Origin of the sequence: Enterobacter cloacae complex sp. 372C4 (assembly GCF_050030615.1) — a bacterium.
Lineage (GTDB): Bacteria > Pseudomonadota > Gammaproteobacteria > Enterobacterales > Enterobacteriaceae > Enterobacter > Enterobacter intestinihominis.
The window spans coordinates 763,862-783,824 of the sequence record NZ_JBLGUQ010000001.1 but is presented as its reverse complement, the minus strand read 5'-3'; the positions used below and the strand labels follow the sequence as shown (position 1 = coordinate 783,824).

Genomic DNA, 19,963 nt, shown 5'->3' with positions numbered 1-19,963 from the left:
GTGTGTACCCGCGAAAGAGGGGATGTGAGGACTGGGGTCTGAACTATTCATGCCGGTAGTAAATATGTCACCCACAGTAAAATTTCTGGGATAAATGATTACCGTTACCTTAACAGATGCAGGCCCCCTTTACACCCCAGGGGGCCCAAAGCAATGTAAAACTTAGTGAATTGCTTCCTGGCGGTGATAGCCGCGCCACCATACCAGCAGATTTATCGCCGCCACGATGGCGCCGATTGCGCACACGCCCGTCCAGCCCGCATGCTGCCAGGCGGAGGCTGAGATTAGCGAGCCCGCCGCGCCGCCGATAAAGTAGCTGGTCATGTACCCGGCCGTCAGACGGTTACGGGCGTCTGGTTTCACGCGGTAAATCACGGTCTGGTTGGTGATATGTACGCCCTGCACGGTGAGGTCGAGTACCAGAATACCGACAATTAGCGCCAGCACTGAGACGTGTCCGTACCAGATAGCCGCCCATGAGAGCAGGAGTAAAACCAGCCCTGCGGAGGTGGTCATATGAGATTTACCTTTGTCGGCCAGGCCACCCGCCGGGCGCGCGCCCAGTGCGCCAGCCGCGCCTGCCAGCCCGAACAGGCCAATCACGCCTTCTGAGTAGTTAAACGGCGGCGCGGCGAGCAGAAACGCCATCGACGTCCATAAGATGCTGAAGTTGGCGAAGGTGAGACACCCCAGAACGGCGCGTGTGCGCAGGAGTTTATCCCGGGTGAAGAGGCTGAAAACGGAGGCGAGGAGCTGCGGATAGTTCAGGTGATTCTCCTGCTTCACCTTTGGCAGGCCGCGCCACAGGGCCAGCGCCATGATAACCATCAACACGCTTGCCACCCAGTAAACGGTGCGCCAGCCGCCGAGGCTCGCCAGCAGCCCGGCAACGGTTCGCGCCAGCAGGATGCCCAGCAGCAGGCCGCTCATAATAGTGCCAACCACTTTGCCGCGTTTTTCCGGGGAAGCCAACGTCGCCGCGAGGGGAACCAGAATTTGTGCCACCACCGAGAACAGCCCCGTCAGCGCGGTACCGATAATCATCATCGTTAACGACTGGCTGCTGGCGGTGATCAACATCCCGCCTGCGGCCAGCAGCGTCATGGAGACGATAAGCATCCGGCGCTCAAACATATCGCCTAATGGCACCAGGAACAGCAGCCCGGCCGCATAGCCGAGCTGCGCAGCGGTGACGATAAAGCCGGCGGAGCTGGCTGAAAGATCGAAAGCACGCGCGATAGTATCAAGCAGAGGTTGCGCGTAATAGTTGCTGGCGACGGCCAGTCCCGTTGCCACGGACATTAAAAGGATGAGTGCGGGGCTAAGCCCTTGAGTTGTTTTTGTCATTTGTTTCAGGAATCGTAAGTTAAGTGATTATTTTTCCGGAAACATAATAACCAATGATTGTGAATGTTGGGGGATTGTTACGTGGTGGATTGTGCGGTTTAGGTTGGGTGCGGTTTGATCCCCTCACCCTATCCCTCTCCCCAAAGGGGAGAGGGGATTTTATACACCCTCTCCCCTTTGGGGAGAGGGCAGGGTGAGGGGTAGTATTTTTACTTCTGCGCCTCAAGCGCCTCTTTCACCCAGCCATCGAACTGCTGCTGGTGGGCTTTGATCCAGCCATCCACGTGGCCTTTGATATCTGCTTCGGATGATTTACCCGCGTGCATCATCGCGTTCTGGGCGTTAATGTCTGCCAGCGGCAGTTTCATCACCGAGAACAGCTTCGCCGCCGCCGGGTTTTTCTCGGCCCAGGCTTTGTTCGCCACGATATGCATGGTATTCACCGGGAAGCCATAGTTCATGCCGTTTGGCAGTTTGGTGTCGATATCTTTCTGCTCGCCCGGCAGGGAGGAGAAGGGCACCTGCAACCACACCACGTCTTTGCCCGGCTTCAGCACGTCGCTCACCCAGTAAGGCGTCCAGGTGTAGTAGATCACCGGCTTGCCTTCTTTAAAGCGGGCGATGGTATCGGCCATCATCGCAGAGTAATTGCCGTGGCTCACGTCGACGGTCTTCGCCAGATCGAAGGCTTTGTTCTGGTGGTTAATCACCGCTTCACAGCCCCAGCCCGGCGAGCAGCCCATCATGTCGGCTTTGCCGTCACCGTTGGTATCAAAGAGTTTGGCGATCTTCGGATCTTTCAACTGTTCAATATTGGTGATGTGATACTTATCGGCGGTTTTCTTGTCGATCAAATATCCCTGCGCAGCGCCGGTCACAAAGGTGCCTTCGCGGTAGAATTTCTTGTCACCGCCTGCGGCGGCATACATATCGTCGTGCAGCGGCTGCCAGTTCACGGCGGTAAAGGTGGCATCGCCGGAGGCAATAGAGGTATAGCCCACGTTGTAATCCACTTCACTGGCGGTATTCACCGTATAGCCCAGTTTCTCCAGCGCACGGCTGACAATCTGGGTCTGGAAGGACTCTTCCGAAATGGTGCTCTGCACCGGCTGCACGGTAATGCCTTTGCCCGGCAGGTCAGCGGCAACTGCGCTGGTGGAGACAAGGGTCGCAAACGCTGTGGCAAAAAGTACGTTATGTCGCATCGTTGTTCCTTATTTTGTGAATGGGCGGGTGAGTAACCCGACAGGGCCGGTGGTATACCAGCGACGGTTGCCGCGACTGCGTGAATCACGACCGACAGCCTGGGTCAGGCGGTCAAGAATGATGGCGAGGATCACAATCCCGACGCCGCCGACGGTCGCCAGCCCCATATCGAGACGGCCAATGCCGCGCAGTACCATCTGACCTAACCCGCCAACGGCAATCATTGAGGCGATCACCACCATCGACAGCGCCAGCATCAGCGTCTGGTTAACACCTGCCATAATGGTCGGCATCGCCAGCGGAAGCTGAACCTTAAACAGCATCTGACGCGGGCTGGCGCCAAACGAGCGTGATGCCTCTATCAGATCCGCAGGCACCTGGTTAATGCCCAGAATGGTCAGGCGAATAATCGGCGGCAGGGCAAAGATAATGGTCACGACCACCCCCGGTACGTTACCGATGCCGAACAGCATCACGATAGGCACCAGGTAAACGAACGCTGGCGTGGTCTGCATCGCATCCAGCAGCGGGCGGATAATTTTTGCGGCCCGCGGGCTGCGCGCCAGCCAGATCCCCATCGGCAGGCCGATCGCCACGCAGAACAGCAGGGCGGTCAGCACCAGCGCCAGGGTGATCATCGCCTGAGACCACGCGCCAATCGCGCCGATGGCAATCAGGGAGATCAGCGTGGCGATCCCCATACCCGCGCTGCCGAACTGCCATGCGATCAGCGAGAACAGGATAATCGCCACCGGCGCGGGCATGCCCAGCATCAGCTGCTGGAAGCCGTTCAGGATGTAATCCACCGGGATACGGATCCCCTGGAACACCGGACGGAAGTGGGTAACGACCCAGTCGATCCCCTCCGTTACCCAGCTATCCAGCGGGATCAGCGTCTTGTGGAACGGATCCATAATATTGAAATGCTCTGGGGCAGGCGCCGGTGCGCTGTTGAGCCAGTCTGCCGCGCCGCCGCCATCGGCAGGCGCAGGCGTCGACCCCCACGCATCGGCAGATTGCGCCGCGCTGTCCGCTGCTTCAGTGGTGCCCCATGGGTTTGATTGATCAGCCATTGTTTGTCCCCTCGCGATCTAAAGCCTGTAGCAGCATCCGTTTTGAGATGATGCCAACGTACTGTTGTTCTTCACCGACAACCGGCACGGCGCACGGCGCCTGACCCACATGAGAGAGCAACTCGCTGAGCGGCGTTTCGGCGTCCACGGCAAGCGGAGCGTCAATCAACGCCGCATCGATTCCCTGGTTTTCGCTCAGGGCGGTTTTCAGGGAGTCGATGGAGACAACGCCGACAAATTTATTGCCGCGTTCAACCAGATAACCGTATTCACGGTCTTCGTCCTGCAACAGCTTCAGCGCGGAGCGCGGACCAAAACCTGGCGTTTTTCGAATAATGCCGTTTGGTGTTCGACGGGCAATATCTTTCGCACTGAATACGTGGCTAATATCCACGCCGCGGAAGAAGGTGCGCACATAATCATTCGCCGGATTATTGAGAATTTCATCCGGTGTGCCGACCTGCACCACTTCACCATTTTGCATAATGGCGATACGGTCGCCAATACGCATGGCTTCATCCAGATCGTGAGAAATAAAAACAATGGTGCGCTGATGTTTGGCCTGTAATTTTACCAACTCATCCTGCATCTCGGTGCGAATTAAGGGATCGAGCGCCGAGAAGGCTTCGTCCATTAATAAAATATCCGGATTAATCGCTAATGCGCGCGCTAATCCTACGCGCTGACGCATACCGCCGGAGAGCTCATCCGGATACGCATGAGCATAATTTTCCAGCCCGACCTGACGCAATGCATCAAGGGCTTTTTCCTGACGTTCCTGAGCGGGCGTGCCGGCTAACTCCATGCCAAAGGCGGTATTATCGAGTACCGTCATGTGCGGCATCAGTGCAAATGACTGAAACACCATCGCAATTTTCTTTCTGCGCACCTCGCGGAGTTCCGCGTCTGATATTCTGGCGATATCAACGCCGTCAATCAGCACCTGTCCGCGGGTGGGTTCAATCAGGCGATTGAGAAGGCGAACCATAGTGGATTTACCCGAACCGGATAATCCCATGATGACAAAAATCTCGCCTTCTTCAATGGCCAGACTGGCGTCTTTAACGCCAAGCGACAGCCCGGTTTTTTCCAGAATTTGCTCTTTCGAAAGGCCTTTCTCAATATATTTGAAAGCACGCTGCGGGTGCTCGCCAAATACTTTATAAAGATTTTTCACTTCTAATTTAATTGCCATGCAATAGAGAGTGTCCTGTTATTTGTTTATGTCGATATGATTACCATGGTAAATAGTTAACTGGCATTACCCTAACATACTCAGAATCTGAGACAACCCTGGACCTGCCTGAGGTCGGAATTTTACCGCAAGCGAAACGGCTGAATTTCCCATGAATAAAGGGCTGAGGGCGCTTTGAATTTTTCTCAATTTTTTGCTACTGCATGGGAGAATTTCGCCTGAATCGGTGTGATTCAGGCGAATATGAAGGGGAAATTACAGTGTAGTACGTAGTGGAATATTCGGCTGGAAATAATGAAATGTAGAGTTAATTAATGAACGTTAATTCATTCATTAAAAATCCCAGTCCTCGTCTTGCGTCTCCACCGCTTTACCCATCACGTACGACGAGCCGGCCCCGGAAAAGAAGTCGTGGTTTTCATCGGCGTTGGGCGACAGCGCCGCGAGGATCGCCGGGTTCACTTCCGCCATTTCCGGTGGGAATAACGCTTCGTAGCCCAGGTTCATCAGCGCCTTGTTGGCGTTGTAGCAGAGGAAGGCTTTTACGTCCTCTTCCCAGCCCGTTCCGGCGTACAGCTCCTCGGTATAGCTCAGCTCGTTGTCATACAGATCCATCAGTAAATCGAGGGCAAAACCTTTGAGTTCCTCGCGTTTTTCCGGGGTGACTTTCTCCAGTCCTTTCTGGTACTTATAGCCGATGTAATACCCGTGTACCGCTTCATCGCGGATGATGAGGCGAATCAAATCGGCGGTATTGGTGAGCTTGCCCCGGCTCGACCAGTACATGGGCAGCCAGAAGCCGGAATAGAAGAGAAAAGATTCCAGGAACACGCTGGCGATCTTCTTCTTCAGCGGCTCGTCGGCCCGGTAATATTCCAGCACCAGATCTGCCTTGCGCTGCAATGACGCGCTCTCTTCGCTCCAGGCGTAGGCCGCGTCCACGTCTCTGGTCTGGCACAGGGTGGAGAAAATCGAGCTGTAAGAGCGGGCATGGACCGCCTCCATAAAGCTGATATTCGACATTACCGCCTCTTCGTGCGGGGTCAGCGCATCACTCATCAGCGCGGGCGCACCCACGGTATTCTGAATGGTGTCCAGCAGCGTCAGGCCGGTAAAGACGCGGATTGTCAGCTGCTGCTCGGCATGGCTCAGGGTTTGCCAGGCCGGAATATCGTTGGAGAGCGGCACCTTTTCCGGCAGCCAGAAGTTGCTGGTCAGGCGGTTCCAGACCTCCAGGTCTTTATCATCCTGAATTTTGTTCCAGTTAACGGCACTTACGCGTGACAGTTTCATCCTTTCTCCTTACAGCGCGCAGGACACGCAGCCTTCAATTTCGGTACCTTCCAGCGCGAGCTGGCGCAGGCGAATGTAGTACAGCGTTTTGATGCCTCTCTTCCAGGCGTAGATCTGCGCTTTATTGATATCCCGCGTGGTGGCGGTGTCCGGGAAGAAGAGCGTCAGCGACAGCCCCTGGTCCACATGTCTGGTCGCCTCGGCGTAGGTATCAATGATCTTTTCCGGGCCGATCTCATAGGCGTCCTGGTACAGAGCCAGATTCTCGTTAGTCATAAACGGGGCAGGGTAGTAGACGCGTCCGGTTTTGCCTTCCTTGCGGATTTCAATCTTCGACACGATCGGATGGATGCTCGACGTGGCATGATTTATATAGGAAATGGAGCCGGTTGGCGGAACCGCCTGAAGGTTCTGGTTATAGATGCCGTAGTGCATCACATCCTCACGCAGCTGTTGCCACATCTCACGCGTCGGCAGGGTAATGCCGGCGCGGTCGAAAAGCGCGCGTACTTTTTCGGTTTTCGGCTGCCAGTCGCCTTCCAGATACTGGCTGAAATACTCTCCGCTGGCGTAGCGGGACTGCTCAAAGCCTGCGAACCGCTGGTTGCGTTCGCGCGCCAGCATCATCGAGGTATGCAGCGCATGCCAGGTGATGGTATAGAAATAAAGGTTGGTGAAATCCAGCCCTTCCGGGCTGCCGTAGGCGATACCCTCCCGCGCCAGATAGCCGTGCAGGTTCATCTGCCCAAGGCCGATGGCATGCGACGCGGCGTTGCCCGCCTCAATGGACGGTACGCTGCGGATGTGACTCATGTCCGATACCGCCGTCAGCCCGCGAATGGCGGTCTCTACCGTGCGGCCAAAATCGGGGGAATCCATGGTGTGGGCAATATTCAGCGAACCGAGATTGCAGGAGATATCTTTGCCGATATCCGCGTAGTCGAGGTTCTCGTCGTAACTGGACGCGCTGTTGACCTGCAAAATCTCCGAGCACAGATTGCTCATGTTGATGCGCCCGGCAATCGGGTTGGCGCGGTTCACCGTATCCTCGTACATGATGTACGGGTACCCGGACTCAAACTGAATTTCGGCAAGCGTCTGGAAAAAGTCGCGGGCGTTAATGTATTTCTTACGAATGCGCTCGTCCGTCACCAGTTCGTCATAAAGTTCGCTGATGGCCACATCGCCAAAGGCTTTGCCGTAGATACGCTCGACGTCATACGGCGAGAAAAGCGCCATGTCGGCATTTTCTTTGGCCAGCTTAAACGTGATATCCGGGATCACCACGCCGAGCGACAGGGTTTTAATGCGGATCTTTTCGTCGGCGTTTTCACGTTTGGTATCCAGAAAACGCAGAATGTCCGGATGATGCGCGTGCAGATAAACCGCACCCGCGCCCTGACGTGCGCCAAGCTGGTTGGCGTATGAGAAGGCATCTTCCAGCATCTTCATCACCGGGATGACGCCGGAGGACTGATTTTCGATGCGCTTGATCGGCGCGCCCGCTTCCCGCAGGTTCGAAAGCAGAAATGCCACGCCGCCGCCGCGTTTCGAAAGCTGTAGCGCCGAATTTACCGCACGGCCAATCGACTCCATATTATCTTCAATACGCAGCAGGAAGCAGGAGACCAGCTCGCCGCGCTGGGCTTTGCCGCAGTTAAGGAACGTTGGCGTGGCGGGCTGGAAGCGACCGGAGAGGATCTCCTCCGTCAGTCTTTCGGCCAGGGCTTCATCGCCCTGCGCCAGCGTCAGGGCTACCATCACCACCCGATCTTCAAAGCTTTCTAAATAGCGTTTGCCGTCGAAGGTTTTCAGGGTGTAGCTGGTGTAATACTTCCACGCGCCGAGAAACGTCTGGAAGCGAAAACCGCTGGCGTGCGCCCGTTCAAACAATGCCACCGCGAAGGCGCGGTCGTAGCGGGTCAGGACGCGCTCTTCGTAATAACCCTCTTTTACCAGCCAGTCGAGGCGTTCCTGCTGGCTGCCAAAGACGACGCTGTTCGGGCGTACATGAGCGGCAAAAAAGGCGTCCACCGCCTCACGATCTTTGCCAAACTGAATGCGCCCCTCCCGGTCATAGAGGTTTAGCATGGCGTTTAATGCATGGTAATCCGGCGTCGCCTGAATCACGCGCTCTGCGGTTGTCGTTGCCAAAATTCGTTCACTCCTTTACGCACGTTCTCTACGTCCTGCTGTGTCCCCATCAGTTCAAAACGATAGAGATACGGCACGCCGCATTTTTGAGAGATGACATCCCCGGCGCGGGCAAAGGCCTCGCCGAAGTTACGATTGCCTGCCGCGATCACGCCGCGAATCAGCTGCCGGTTATGGGGATCGTTCAGAAAGCGGATCACCTGACGAGGCACAGCCCCCGCGGTGCCGCCACCGCCATAGCTGGGCACTACCAGAATGTAGGGTTCGTCTACCTGAATACGCTCCCGCTCGTTCAGCGGAATGCGAATCGCGGGCAGCCCGAGACGCTCCATAAACCGAAGCGTGTTTTCCGAGCTGCTGGAAAAGTAGACCAGCCTGCTCATGCACTGACGCCCTGAGCGGCAAGGCGGTTGATCATGTCCGGACGAAAGCCAGACCAGCTGGTGTCGCCAGCAACCACGACCGGAAGCTGACGGAAACCTTGCGCCCGCAGGGTGTCTGCCGCGTCAGGCACCTGATCTATATTGACCATCTCAAATGCCACGCCGCGACTCTCCATCGCCCGTTTCGTGGCGTGGCACTGAACACAATCGTTACGAGTGTAAATAATAATGCTCATGATTCGTATTTCCATTTAGAATGAGAGAACGGCGCGAGTAAACGCGTCATGTTGTATCTGTCTTGCTAAAGGGAATACTAGATGTAGTTGAGATAACTTTCAACCACACAAGATATGGGAAATTCAGATTGATAAGGTCCCAATGATGAGCCTGGCGGGGCAGGGCGAACTGCGCGGGTTTTTCAGGCTTTCAGGCAAATAAAAGCCCCGGCGCCTGAGGCTACCGGGGCTGAGAACGCGTGCTTACTTACGCAGGCTAAGCAGGGCGCCGACAAAAATCCCGACTGCCGCGACCGTTCCCAGCGTACACAGCGGTTTTTCACGTACGAAGGTGGTGGCGCAGCTGGCCATATCGCAGGCCGCCTGAGTGGTACGTGAGCGGCCATTCATCCTTGCGCGCGTTTCACGCAGCAGAGACTGAGCCTTACGTTTCGCGGCATCTGCTTCGTCCTTCGCGTCAGAGCCCCAGGATTTCAATACGGCTTCCAGCGTGTCCGCTAATTGGCTGACATCGTTACGAATATCCTGGGTGTCGTCGTTAATATCGTTTCGGTTCGGTCTGTTAAACATACGATCCTCCATAATTTGTGTTCCCGTTTAGTTTAGTCCAGAAATGTAATATCTGAAGCGAGTCACGGCTTATCGGGCAGTTTATGGAATATTCTGAAAGCCCTGCTAATGCTGAATACTGTAAGGTTGCCCGGCAGGTATGATAATGAGGAAAAGATATGTATTTACGACCCGATGAGGTGGCGCGCGTTCTTGAAAAAGAAGGGTTCACCATGGATGAGGTAACATCAAAAGCGTACGGATATCGCCGTGGTGAGAATTATGTTTACGTCAACCGTGAAGCAAGAATGGGGCGTACTGCTCTCATTATTCACCCGACACTCAAAGACAGAAGCCTGTCATTTGCTGAGCCCGCCTCGGATATTAAAACCTGCGATCATTATCAGCAATTTCCGCTCTATTTAGGCGGCGAGACGCATGAACATTATGGTATTCCGCACGGTTTCAGCTCGCGTATGGCGCTGGAGCGTTTCCTGAAAGGGCTGTTTGGCGACGTACAATAAATCAGCGACTGGCATGAGCCAGTCGCCTTATCTTACGCTTTTGCCTGGCTATAAGGGCTGACTTTAAACAGGCGGCGGCAGTAGTCAAGGAAGTAACCGTACACCGCACCCATCAGCATAGATACCACGATATTTGAACTTACCGCGGCGGCGATTTGATGCCAGTCTGCGCCCACCGTCAGCAAAATAACCACATACACCGGGGACTGGAACGTCACGTAAGCCAGCACGTCCGCCAGGTTTTTTACCCAACCTGCCGGGCTAATACGCCGGGCGAAACGCATCACCGCATCGCGATACATTCCGTACGGCCAGGCAATCATGATATTCACCGGAATGGCCACCAGGCGCGATGAGAGGGACTGCTCAAAGGTCATTCCGGACAGGAAAATTTCAATCAGCATGTTTACGACGGAACAGTAAACGACCATCGCGAACGTATCCGCTACCGCATGGCGCAGGCGAGACTGCGGTGAGAACATGTCTGAACTCCTCGAACAGGACAAAAAAGTGGCGTTTTTACCTGCGGCGTTTAGTGCTTTAGGTTGGTTTGTTTTGAGTGTATAGCGTATCCCTCTGGCTTTTAACTAACAAGTAGTGATTAATTTTTATTTATGGGCGCTTTGTCCATAAAATTCTCTAAAGTTGGCTGTTTTTTGTGCGAGTCGTTATTTTCTTTCCCATTCACCGTTTTATTAAACGAAATCAAACTATTAGCTTATCTGAGCAAGCGTGTAACGTTTTTTATTCGGAGGATGCCGGGCGGTTTTTTGAACGGTATTAAACAGGGGTTTTTGACCAGGTGCAGGACGGAATATTACGCATTAAAACTGACAGGTAATTCGGGGTTATATTAACGGGATATTCTAAAACATTTACAATAATGTCAAAACGACAGAGTAGGTAGATATCAGAACAAAAATCAATTATTCTGTTGCCTGATTTATGTTATACACACGAAGAAAGGTTTCTCATTATTATGGCTTTAACGTTACAGAATCTTAATAATATCCGTACCCTCCGGGCGCTGGCGCGTGAATTATCCATGGATGTTCTGGAAGAAGTGCTGGAAAAAGTTCGGATTGTCACAGAAGAAAAACGCAGCGAGCAGGCTGAATTAGAGCGCCAGCGCGCTGAACAGCAGGATAAAATTAATGCTCTGCTGGAACTGATGAAGGCAGACGGTATTTCCCCGAGCGATCTGTTAGGCGGAGAACTGGCTCATGCGGGCCAGCCGGCTAAAAAACGTAAAGCGCGTGCGGCGAAATATCGTTTCATCGACGCGAACGGTGAAGAGAAAACGTGGACCGGTCAGGGACGTACGCCAAAGCCAATTGCGAACGCACTGGCAAACGGTAAATCGCTGGACGATTTCCTGATCTGATGCTTATTCGGGCGGTGTATTCCGCCCGATTATTGACTTAGCAGACGCCAAAGTCACCTTCTTCGGAGTACAGAACTACGTCCGCCGCTTTCAGGTGATATTTCTCGCCCTGCTCATTGCTGGCCTGCACGGCCACAATGTTTTCACCATTCACTTCGAGCACTTTCAGTTTCGGACCGCCCTGACGCGGTTGGACATAATCACCGACAGAAAACATAGCACCTCCTCATCATTGTCACGATCTTCACCATAGCCCACGTCCGGGGCGGGGTACAGCCTAATCTTTCAGATACCCCTTATCAGGTACGTCGGTTCCACGGCATCACTTTCAGCAGGCGCGCCATACCGCAAAAACCTGTCACTCCGGCGAACAGCAGCCCGGCGCCCACAAAACCGCTTAGCAGGAAAAAGCCGCTTGAGACGCTGTAACCCAGCACCACGCCGCAGAGAATCAGCAGCCCGGCGGCGATCTGCACCTGACGCATCAGCGGAAGCGGCTGCGATTTATCTTCAACGGTCAGCAGCCCGGCCTGCTTCCAGCCCTGAATGCCTCCCTCAACCACAAAGGCGTTCGCAGGGGACGCTGCCCGGGCAAGACGAGCATCATTGTTTGCGGTTCTTGCGCCAGACTGACAGTGGAAAATCACCGTTTCTCCCGGTGCTGCGTTAAGCCCGCCGGGTAACGAATCCAGCGGAATGGAGTGCGCCACTGGAATATGCTCGCGGGCATACTCGTCGGGGTCGCGAATATCGATAAGTTTGGCGCCTTCAGCAATAAGCGCGTTTGCCTGCTGCGGCGAAATAAGAGGAAGAGACATTGTGTTTCCTTACGGTCAATTTCAGAACAGTAGAGCATTTAAGGCAGGGTTTCAGCCAGTGTAAAGAGGGTAAAGGCAGGTAAAAGCGCGAGAGACGAATGGCAGTTACCCGTAAACTGGCTACGCTTAGAGAAGTGTCTTTTATAATTTTCAATTGGTTAGCTTGCACGGAGTTATTTATGGGTTTTTGGCGCGTTGTTTTTACGATTATTCTCCCGCCGCTGGGCGTGCTGCTTGGCAAGGGACTGGGCTGGGCGTTTATCCTGAACATCCTTCTGACCATCCTGGGTTACTTCCCGGGTCTTATCCACGCGTTTTGGGTTCAGACGAAAAGCTAGGTACGCCACAATAGATCACTGTAGATCCGGGTCAGCGCGCCCTCGGGGCCAAACTGCTGTTTGATCCAGCGCGTGACCTGACCGGTCGCCGCATGCTGCGTGGCGAGCAGCATGCGCGAATCCTGGCGCGGATTATTGATTCGCCGCGTTACCAGCAGCCCGTCCTCCATCGCCTCACGCGTCATATACTCCGGTAAAAATCCAATACCCTCCCCCAGGATCTGACACTGACACTTGGTGTTAAAGTCCGGTACCAGAATCGCCTCCTGACCGTGAAGCAGCCAGCCGACCTTCTTGTTGATGGTATGCGCGGTGTCCTCGACCATGATATTGGGATACAGACGCAGCTGACTTTCGGAAATGGGCTCCGGGGCGAACGCCAGCGGATGCGTGGGCGCGATGGCAAATACCCAGCGGATCGCGCCTATCTCGGTGTAATCGATGCCTCCGCCATCCAGCAACGTATCCGGCGCGCCAATGGCGATGTTGGCCTGATTATTAATGATGGAATCCCAGACGCCGTTATACACCTCGGTCGTCACCGTGATTTGGCAGGTAGGAAACTGTTTTTTCAGCACCTGGAGCAAACGCGCGGTATGGCGTGGCGTATACAAAAGCTGATTAATGCAGATGCGCACCCGCGTCTCAATGCCCTGCGAAATGGTATCAATCCCGCGCTTGATGGCATGAAAGTCATTCAGCAGGTCGGTCGCTTTACGATAAAAATAAAAACCGGATTCGGTCAGCTCAATGCTGCGCGTGTTGCGTACAAACAGCACCACGTCCAGCCCGGTCTCCATGCGTTTGATGGTGTAACTGATGGCGGAAGTGGTCACGCCCAGCTCGGCAGCCGCTTTGCTAAAACTGCCAAAGCGTGCCGCGGTGGTGAAGGCCAGCAAATTCTCTTCGGTAAAGATGGAATTCATATTATGGCTCCTGGTTACCATCAGTTTTGAACATATTTTAACACCGGCGTTACATCATAGTTGATGTCGGTCACAGTTCTGGATTTTTACGTAGAGCCGCGCTGTGTAAGGCTTTTTCATTCATAAGGATAATGCAGCCCGAGGCGCGTAAAAGCGGTAAAACATAAGAAAAAGGTTGCACAGACGCACGTTTTTGCCGGACTGTTGAATTTAACTCAACAATGAATTGCGTGTCGATGAATCATTTTTAAGCGGATTCTTTTATGACCAGGCTGTTGCTATTCTCAGGTCATCAGAAGTGAAACATAGGGAGTCTGAATATGTCTGCAACTGCACTGGTTACAGAATTTTTGCTGGCGGCAGAAGAGGGTAATATCGACGCGCTAAAAGCCTGCCTGGAAAAAGGCGTGGATATTAACGCGACCAACCGCCAGAAAAGAACCGCCATTATTATTGCCAGCCTGAAAAAGCATTACGCCTGTGTGGAATTTTTAATTTCCGCCGGGGCGGATATTGATAAACAGGACCAGACCTGTTTTAACCCCTTCCTGATCGGCTGCCTGACCAATGATTTAACCCTGCTGCGCATTGTCCTTCCGGCGGATCCGGATCTCGACCGTCTGACGCGCTTTGGCGGCGTGGGCATTACCCCTGCCAGTGAAAAAGGGCACGTTGAAATCGTGCGCGAGCTGCTGGAAAAAACCGACATTAACGTCAACCACACCAATTTTGTCGGCTGGACGCCGCTGCTTGAGGCCATCGTGTTAAACGACGGCGGCGCAAAGCAGCAGGAAATTGTGAAGCTGCTGCTGGATCACGGTGCGAATCCGCACATGACTGATAAATACGGCAAAACCCCGCTCGAACTGGCGCGGGAAAAAGGCTTCAACGCGATCGCAGACCTGCTGCTGGCAGCAGGCGCATAGCGCATTCGGTCAGCCTTCCCCTGGCTGGCCGTGAATCAAAAAACGCATTGTTACCGACGTGCCTTTAGCACGACGGCGGCCCCCTTTTATCTTAAACAGGTGAAAATAATGCCAACCAAAATCGTCATAAAAAAGAATACGTATTTCGATTCGGTTTCCTTAATGTCGGTTTCCACCAAAGCCAATAAATTGCCGGGCGTCGAGCAGGCGTTTGTGGCGATGGCGACGGAAATGAACAAAGGGGTATTAAAAAACCTCGGGCTATTAACGCCGGAATTAGCGGACGCGAAAAACGGCGACCTGATGATCGTTATTAAAGGCGACGCGGCGAATGAGGAAACCCTTGCCGCCATTGAAGCGTTATTCACGCGTAAAGAGAGCGCTGGCTCCCATGAAGCACGCTACGCGACGATTGCCAGCGCCAAAGCCCATCGTCCGGACAGCAACCTTGCGGTGATATCCGTCAACGGCACCTTCGCCGCCCGCGAAGCGCGCCAGGCGCTGGAAAACGATCTCAACGTGATGCTGTTTTCCGATAATGTGTCGCTCGACGACGAGCTGGCGCTGAAGCAGCTGGCGCATGACAAAGGATTGCTAATGATGGGGCCGGACTGCGGCACCGCCATTATCAACGGCGCGGGGCTGTGCTTTGCCAACGCGGTACGTCGCGGGCCGATTGGCATCGTTGGCGCCTCCGGCACCGGTAGCCAGGAGCTGAGCGTGCGCATTCACGAGTTCGGCGGCGGCGTGTCGCAGCTGATCGGCACCGGCGGGCGCGATCTCAGCGAGAAGATTGGCGGTCTGATGATGCTCGACGCCATCGACATGCTGGAGGCGGACGACGCGACCCGGGTGATAGCGCTCATCTCCAAACCGCCTGCACCCGCGGTGGCAGAGAAAGTGCTGGCCCGGGCACGCGCCTGCCGCAAACCTGTGGTTGTGTGCTTCCTGGGCCGCAACGAACCGCCAGCCGATGAAGACGGCTTGCAGTTTGCTCGTGGCACCAAAGAGGCGGCCCTGAAAGCGGTGCTGCTTACCGGCATTAAAAAAGACTCCCTGGATTTACATCCGCTCAACTGGCCGCTGATCGAAGAGGTGCGCGCCCGCCTGACGCCGCGGCAGAAGTACATTCGCGGCCTGTTCTGCGGCGGCACCCTGTGCGACGAAGCGATGTTTGCCGCGCTGGAGAAGTTTGACGATGTTCACAGCAACATCCAGCCGGATCCGGCCAGGCGTCTGAAGGACATCAGCGTCAGCCAGGCCCACACCTTCCTTGATTTCGGTGACGACGATTTCACCAACGGCAAACCACACCCGATGATCGACCCGACCAACCGCATCAGCCGCCTGCTACAGGAGGCGCGCGATCCGCAGGTGGGCGTCATCGTGATGGACTTCGTGCTGGGCTTTGGCGCACACGAGGATCCGGTGGGGGTGATGATCGAGGCGATCAAAGAGGCACAGGCAATCGCGAAAACCGACAACCGTCCGCTGGAAATTCTCGGCTACGTGCTCGGCACCGATCAGGATCCGCAGTCGCTGGCCCAGCAGTGCCAGCTGCTGACCGACGCAGGCGTCATCTGGGCCAGCAGCAGCACCAATACCGGATTACTGGCTCGCGAATTTGTCTGCAAAGGGGAGAAAGCATAATGACGACCTTATTCAACCAGCCGCTGAACGTGATTAACGTCGGGATTGCGATGTTCAGCGACGACCTCAAAAAACAGCACGTTCCCGTGACCCAGCTCGACTGGACGCCGCCGGGGCAGGGCAATATGCAGGTGGTGGACGCGCTGGACCGGCTGGCGGAAAAACCGCTGGCGGAGAAAATTGCCGCCGCGAACAACATTGCCCTTGAGCGCATTATTCAGTCCCATCCGGTGCTGGTGGGCTATGACCAGGCCATCAACGTGGTGCCGGGCATGACTCGCACCACCATTCTGCATGCCGGTCCGCCTGTTACCTGGGAAAACATGTGTGGGGCGATGAAGGGCGCGGTCACCGGCGCGCTGGTGTTTGAAGGGCTGGCGACGGATCTGGAGGACGCCGCAAGGCTGGCGGCTTCCGGGAAGATCACCTTCTCGCCGTGCCACGAGCACGACTGTGTGGGCTCTATGGCGGGCGTCACCTCCGCGTCGATGTTTATGCACATCGTTGAGAACAAAACCTACGGCAACCGCGCCTTCACCAACCTCAGCGAGCAGATGGCGAAGATCCTGCGCATGGGGGCCAACGATCAGAGCGTGATCGACCGCCTGAACTGGATGCGCGACGTGCTCGGCCCAATGCTGCGCGACGCGATGAAGATTATCGGCGAAATCGACCTGCGCCTGATGCTGGCCCAGGCGCTGCACATGGGCGACGAGTGCCACAACCGCAACAACGCGGGCACCACGCTGCTTATCCAGGCGCTGACGCCGGGGCTGATCCAGGCGGGCTATCCGGTGGCGCAGCAGCGTGAAGTGTTCGAGTTTGTCGCCAGCAGCGACTACTTCTCCGGTCCGACGTGGATGGCAATGTGTAAGGCCGCGCTGGATGCCGCCCACGGCATTGAGTACAGCACCGTCGTCACCACCATGGCGCGCAACGGCTACGAGTTCGGCCTGCGCGTCTCCGGCCTGCCGGGGCAGTGGTTCACCGGCCCGGCGCAGCAGGTGATCGGCCCGATGTTCGCGGGCTATAAGCCGGAAGACTCCGGGCTGGATATCGGCGACAGCGCGATTACCGAAACCTACGGCATCGGCGGCTTTGCGATGGCGACGGCACCGGCAATCGTGGCGCTGGTGGGCGGCACGGTGGAGGAAGCCATCGATTTCTCCCGCCAGATGCGCGAAATCACTCTCGGCGAAAACCCGAACGTCACCATTCCGTTGCTGTCGTTTATGGGCATCCCGTCCGCCATCGACATCACGAAGGTCGCGGGCAGCGGCATTCTGCCGGTCATTAATACCGCCATTGCCCATAAGGACGCCGGTATCGGCATGATTGGGGCGGGCATCGTTCACCCGCCGTTTAGCTGTTTTGAAAAGGCGCTGTTAACCTTCCGCGATCGCTACGTTCTATAAGGTATGCATCCATGAAAAACATGAAACTGGAGTGGAAAAGAGGTGACTGGGCAGCTTATTTCGGGTTGATGACCAACAACCTGACCAATTTGCTGACCATGATGGGGTTGCTCATTTTTGTCGTCGGCATCCCGAAGGAGATTGTTTATGGACGCATCGCGCCAGCCTTCGGTCTGGCGGTGCTGGTGGCGAGTCTTTGCTATACGTGGTTTGGCCTGCAAATGGCGCGCGCCACCGGACGAACGGACGTCACCGCGCTGCCGTCCGGCCCGAGCGCGCCGTCGATTTTTACCGTGACCTTCCTGGTCTTAATGCCGGTTTACCAGCAAACCGGCGATGCGGATTTCGCGATTCAGATTGGCCTGGTGTGGTGCTTTGTGGAAGCGATGATCCTCGCGGGCGGTTCCTTCCTGGGGGAAAGCATCCGCAAGATGATCCCGCGTACCGTGCTGCTGTCGTGCCTGTCCGGTCTTGGCCTGCTCCTGCTGGCGATGAACCCGATGTTGCAGGCGTTCGAAGCGCCGACCGTGTCGTTTATCGTCCTGCTGCTGATCTTCATTAACTGGTTCGGTAAAAAGCCGATTTTCGCCCGCATCCCGACCGGCCTGCTGCTGTTGATTGCCGGTACTCTGCTTGCGTGGATCTCCGGACTGCAAAGCCCGGATGCCATTAAAGCGTCCATGTCATCCTTCGGCTTTAACCCGCCGGAAGTGCATGTGGACAGCTTTATGCAGGGGTTGCCGCACGCGCTGCCGTATCTGGCGTCCGCCGTACCGCTGGGGCTGGCGAACTACATCTTTGACCTGGAGAACATCGAAAGCGCCCATGCGGCGGGGGATGAATACCCGACCCGCAAGGTAATGCTGGCGAACGGTCTGGCCTCCATGCTCGGCTGCCTGATGGGCAATCCGTTCCCGGTCACGGTCTACGTCGGCCATCCTGGCTGGAAAGCGATGGGCGCCAGCATCGGCTACACCCTGGCGTCCGGCGTGACCATGTTCATCGTGCCGCTGTTCGGGCTGGGGGCCTTTATGCTCGCCATCATCCCGATGACCGCCATCGTGCCGATTCTGGTGTTTATCGGCGTCGTCACCGCCAACCAGGTGGTGAGGGAAACCCCGAAAGTGGAGGTGCCCGTCATCTTCATCTGCCTGTTCCCGTGGATCGCCAACTGGGCGCTGACCATGATGAACAGCGTGATGAGCGCGGCGGGGACCAGCGCGGCGAAAATTGGCACCGACGTGCTGCACAGCAAGGGGATCTACTACGAAGGCCTGATGCATCTCGGCAACGGCGCGCCGCTCGCCAGCATGCTCTGGGGCTGTATCGCCATCTTCGCCATCATCAACAAACCGCTGCGCGGGGCCGTCGCGGCGGCCGGTGGCGCGCTGCTGGCGCTGTTTGGCGTGATCCACGCGCCGGTGGTGGGCTTTGCCGAGGGCAGTTCCCTGATGTTCGTCACGGCCTACCTGATGATGGGCGGGATGTTTGTGGTGAAGCATGTTCTCGATATCTCTGTTAATCCCCCTCTCCCAGTGGGAGAGGGCCAGGGTGAGGGCGCCAGAACGCACCTTCTAAAGGAAACAAAATGAAAGAGCTTATGGTCGTTGCCATCGGCGGCAACAGCATTATCAAAGACAACGCCAGCCAGTCGATTGAGCATCAGGCGCAGGCGGTCAAAGCGGTGGCTGAGTCGGTGCTCGAAATGCTGGCCTCGGACTATGACATCGTCCTCACCCACGGCAATGGCCAGCAGGTGGGGCTGGATCTGCGCCGCGCCGAGATCGCCCACGAGCGGGAAGGGCTGCCGCTGACCCCGCTGGCAAACTGCGTGGCGGATACCCAGGGCGGGATCGGCTACCTGATCCAGCAGGCGCTCAACAACCGCCTGGCGGCGCGCGGGGAACAAAAAGCGGTTACGGTCGTCACCCAGGTGGAGGTGGATAAAAATGATCCTGGCTTTACGCACCCGACGAAACCCATCGGCGCGTTCTTCAGCGAGGCGCAGCGCGACGAACTGCAACTTGCGCATCCGGACTGGCATTTTGTCGAGGATTCAGGCCGGGGCTATCGCCGCGTGGTGGCTTCACCGCAGCCGCGGCGCATTGTCGAGGCGGACGCCATCAAGGCGCTGACGCAGAAAGGATTTGTGGTGATCGGCGCGGGCGGCGGAGGCATTCCTGTGGTGCGCAGTGACCAGGGCGATTATCAGAGCGTGGACGCGGTGATAGATAAAGATCTCTCCACCGCGCTGCTGGCGCGCGAGATCGGCGCCGACGTGCTGGTGATCACCACCGGCGTGGAGAAAGTGTGCGTGAACTTCGGCAAGCCGAACCAGCAGGCGCTGGATACCGTCAACGTGGCGCAGATGACGCGCTACAGGGATGAAGGCCACTTCCCGGCGGGCAGCATGTTGCCAAAAATCGTCGCTTCGCTGGAATTTTTACGCCATGGCGGCAGGCGCGTGATCATCACCTCGCCGGACTGCCTGCCCGCAGCGCTGCGCGGTGAAACGGGTACCCACATTGTTAACGAAGGAAGATAAG

21 protein-coding genes are annotated in these 19,963 nt (G+C 56.0%); 8 read left to right on the top strand and 13 right to left on the bottom strand.

Annotated elements, in window-relative coordinates:
- Window positions 1-162: 162 nt before the first annotated feature.
- The 9 genes from ACQG11_RS03680 to ACQG11_RS03640 form a co-directional block, all read right to left on the bottom strand.
- Window positions 163-1,347: an MFS transporter gene (locus ACQG11_RS03680; protein WP_017692795.1), complete on the bottom strand. Its 1,185-nt coding sequence runs from the start codon at window positions 1,345-1,347 to the stop codon at window positions 163-165.
- A 209-nt stretch (window positions 1,348-1,556) separates the two neighbouring features.
- On the bottom strand, window positions 1,557-2,552 hold the full coding sequence (gene proX / locus ACQG11_RS03675) for a glycine betaine/L-proline ABC transporter substrate-binding protein ProX (RefSeq protein ID WP_017382774.1): 996 nt from the start codon (window positions 2,550-2,552) through the stop codon (window positions 1,557-1,559).
- A 9-nt stretch (window positions 2,553-2,561) separates the two neighbouring features.
- Window positions 2,562-3,626, bottom strand: a complete 1,065-nt coding sequence (gene proW, locus ACQG11_RS03670) for a glycine betaine/L-proline ABC transporter permease ProW (RefSeq protein ID WP_022649132.1) — start codon at window positions 3,624-3,626, stop codon at window positions 2,562-2,564.
- Complete coding sequence (proV, locus tag ACQG11_RS03665) at window positions 3,619-4,821, bottom strand: glycine betaine/L-proline ABC transporter ATP-binding protein ProV (RefSeq protein WP_022649131.1); 1,203 nt, start codon at window positions 4,819-4,821, stop codon at window positions 3,619-3,621. The genes proW and proV overlap by 8 nt, the downstream gene beginning before the upstream one ends.
- 333 nt (window positions 4,822-5,154) lie before the next feature.
- The gene (gene nrdF, locus ACQG11_RS03660) at window positions 5,155-6,114 is read right to left on the bottom strand and encodes a class 1b ribonucleoside-diphosphate reductase subunit beta (protein ID WP_276169936.1); all 960 of its coding nucleotides are present in this window, start codon (window positions 6,112-6,114) and stop codon (window positions 5,155-5,157) included.
- A 9-nt stretch (window positions 6,115-6,123) separates the two neighbouring features.
- Window positions 6,124-8,268: a class 1b ribonucleoside-diphosphate reductase subunit alpha gene (nrdE, locus tag ACQG11_RS03655; RefSeq protein ID WP_045308451.1), complete on the bottom strand. Its 2,145-nt coding sequence runs from the start codon at window positions 8,266-8,268 to the stop codon at window positions 6,124-6,126.
- Window positions 8,241-8,651: a class Ib ribonucleoside-diphosphate reductase assembly flavoprotein NrdI gene (nrdI, locus tag ACQG11_RS03650; protein WP_022649128.1), complete on the bottom strand. Its 411-nt coding sequence runs from the start codon at window positions 8,649-8,651 to the stop codon at window positions 8,241-8,243. Before nrdI ends, nrdE begins: the two co-directional genes overlap by 28 nt.
- A complete protein-coding gene (nrdH, locus tag ACQG11_RS03645) occupies window positions 8,648-8,887 on the bottom strand; it encodes a glutaredoxin-like protein NrdH (protein ID WP_017382770.1) in 240 nt (79 codons plus the stop codon). The genes nrdI and nrdH overlap by 4 nt, the downstream gene beginning before the upstream one ends.
- Window positions 8,888-9,130: 243 nt before the next feature.
- Window positions 9,131-9,457: a DUF883 domain-containing protein gene (locus ACQG11_RS03640; protein WP_017382769.1), complete on the bottom strand. Its 327-nt coding sequence runs from the start codon at window positions 9,455-9,457 to the stop codon at window positions 9,131-9,133.
- Between the two features lie 158 nt (window positions 9,458-9,615).
- Between ACQG11_RS03640 and ACQG11_RS03635 the strand changes: the two genes are divergently transcribed.
- Entirely contained in the window at window positions 9,616-9,960 is a 345-nt protein-coding gene (locus ACQG11_RS03635; RefSeq protein ID WP_006811693.1) for a DUF2002 family protein, read from the top strand.
- 32 nt (window positions 9,961-9,992) lie between these two features.
- On the opposite strand, the gene alaE is transcribed toward ACQG11_RS03635, so the two are convergent.
- Complete coding sequence (alaE, locus tag ACQG11_RS03630) at window positions 9,993-10,442, bottom strand: L-alanine exporter AlaE (RefSeq protein WP_022649127.1); 450 nt, start codon at window positions 10,440-10,442, stop codon at window positions 9,993-9,995.
- A 497-nt stretch (window positions 10,443-10,939) separates the two neighbouring features.
- Here alaE and stpA point away from each other — a divergent pair, with 497 nt between their 5' ends.
- Window positions 10,940-11,344, top strand: a complete 405-nt coding sequence (gene stpA, locus ACQG11_RS03625) for a DNA-binding protein StpA (RefSeq protein WP_022649126.1) — start codon at window positions 10,940-10,942, stop codon at window positions 11,342-11,344.
- A 37-nt stretch (window positions 11,345-11,381) separates the two neighbouring features.
- On the opposite strand, the gene ACQG11_RS03620 is transcribed toward stpA, so the two are convergent.
- Together ACQG11_RS03620 and ACQG11_RS03615 are read right to left on the bottom strand one after the other, a co-directional pair.
- Entirely contained in the window at window positions 11,382-11,561 is a 180-nt protein-coding gene (locus ACQG11_RS03620) for a hypothetical protein (RefSeq protein WP_006811690.1), read from the bottom strand.
- An 82-nt stretch (window positions 11,562-11,643) separates the two neighbouring features.
- Complete coding sequence (locus ACQG11_RS03615; RefSeq protein WP_032625926.1) at window positions 11,644-12,162, bottom strand: rhodanese family protein; 519 nt, start codon at window positions 12,160-12,162, stop codon at window positions 11,644-11,646.
- A gap of 179 nt (window positions 12,163-12,341) precedes the next feature.
- Here ACQG11_RS03615 and ACQG11_RS03610 point away from each other — a divergent pair, with 179 nt between their 5' ends.
- On the top strand, window positions 12,342-12,500 hold the full coding sequence (locus ACQG11_RS03610; protein ID WP_003862203.1) for a YqaE/Pmp3 family membrane protein: 159 nt from the start codon (window positions 12,342-12,344) through the stop codon (window positions 12,498-12,500).
- Here the strand turns inward: ACQG11_RS03610 and ACQG11_RS03605 are convergent.
- Window positions 12,497-13,426 (bottom strand): LysR substrate-binding domain-containing protein, encoded by a 930-nt coding sequence (locus ACQG11_RS03605; RefSeq protein WP_063163983.1) that lies wholly within the window; start codon window positions 13,424-13,426, stop codon window positions 12,497-12,499. The genes ACQG11_RS03610 and ACQG11_RS03605 overlap by 4 nt on opposite strands.
- A gap of 320 nt (window positions 13,427-13,746) precedes the next feature.
- On the opposite strand from ACQG11_RS03605, the gene ACQG11_RS03600 reads away from it, so the two are divergent.
- The 5 genes from ACQG11_RS03600 (at window position 13,747) to ACQG11_RS03580 (ending at window position 19,962) form a co-directional block, all read left to right on the top strand.
- A complete protein-coding gene (locus tag ACQG11_RS03600) occupies window positions 13,747-14,352 on the top strand; it encodes an ankyrin repeat domain-containing protein (protein WP_032625916.1) in 606 nt (201 codons plus the stop codon).
- A 108-nt stretch (window positions 14,353-14,460) separates the two neighbouring features.
- Window positions 14,461-16,002 carry an acyl-CoA synthetase FdrA gene (gene fdrA / locus ACQG11_RS03595; RefSeq protein ID WP_426728187.1) on the top strand — a complete coding sequence of 514 codons (1,542 nt, stop codon included), beginning with the start codon at window positions 14,461-14,463 and terminating at the stop codon, window positions 16,000-16,002.
- The gene (locus tag ACQG11_RS03590; protein ID WP_023298441.1) at window positions 16,002-17,417 is read left to right on the top strand and encodes a DUF1116 domain-containing protein; all 1,416 of its coding nucleotides are present in this window, start codon (window positions 16,002-16,004) and stop codon (window positions 17,415-17,417) included. Before fdrA ends, ACQG11_RS03590 begins: the two co-directional genes overlap by 1 nt.
- An 11-nt stretch (window positions 17,418-17,428) precedes the next feature.
- A complete protein-coding gene (locus tag ACQG11_RS03585) occupies window positions 17,429-19,009 on the top strand; it encodes a hypothetical protein (protein WP_023306798.1) in 1,581 nt (526 codons plus the stop codon).
- Window positions 19,006-19,962: a carbamate kinase family protein gene (locus ACQG11_RS03580; RefSeq protein ID WP_426728186.1), complete on the top strand. Its 957-nt coding sequence runs from the start codon at window positions 19,006-19,008 to the stop codon at window positions 19,960-19,962. Before ACQG11_RS03585 ends, ACQG11_RS03580 begins: the two co-directional genes overlap by 4 nt.
- Window position 19,963 lies beyond the last annotated feature (1 nt).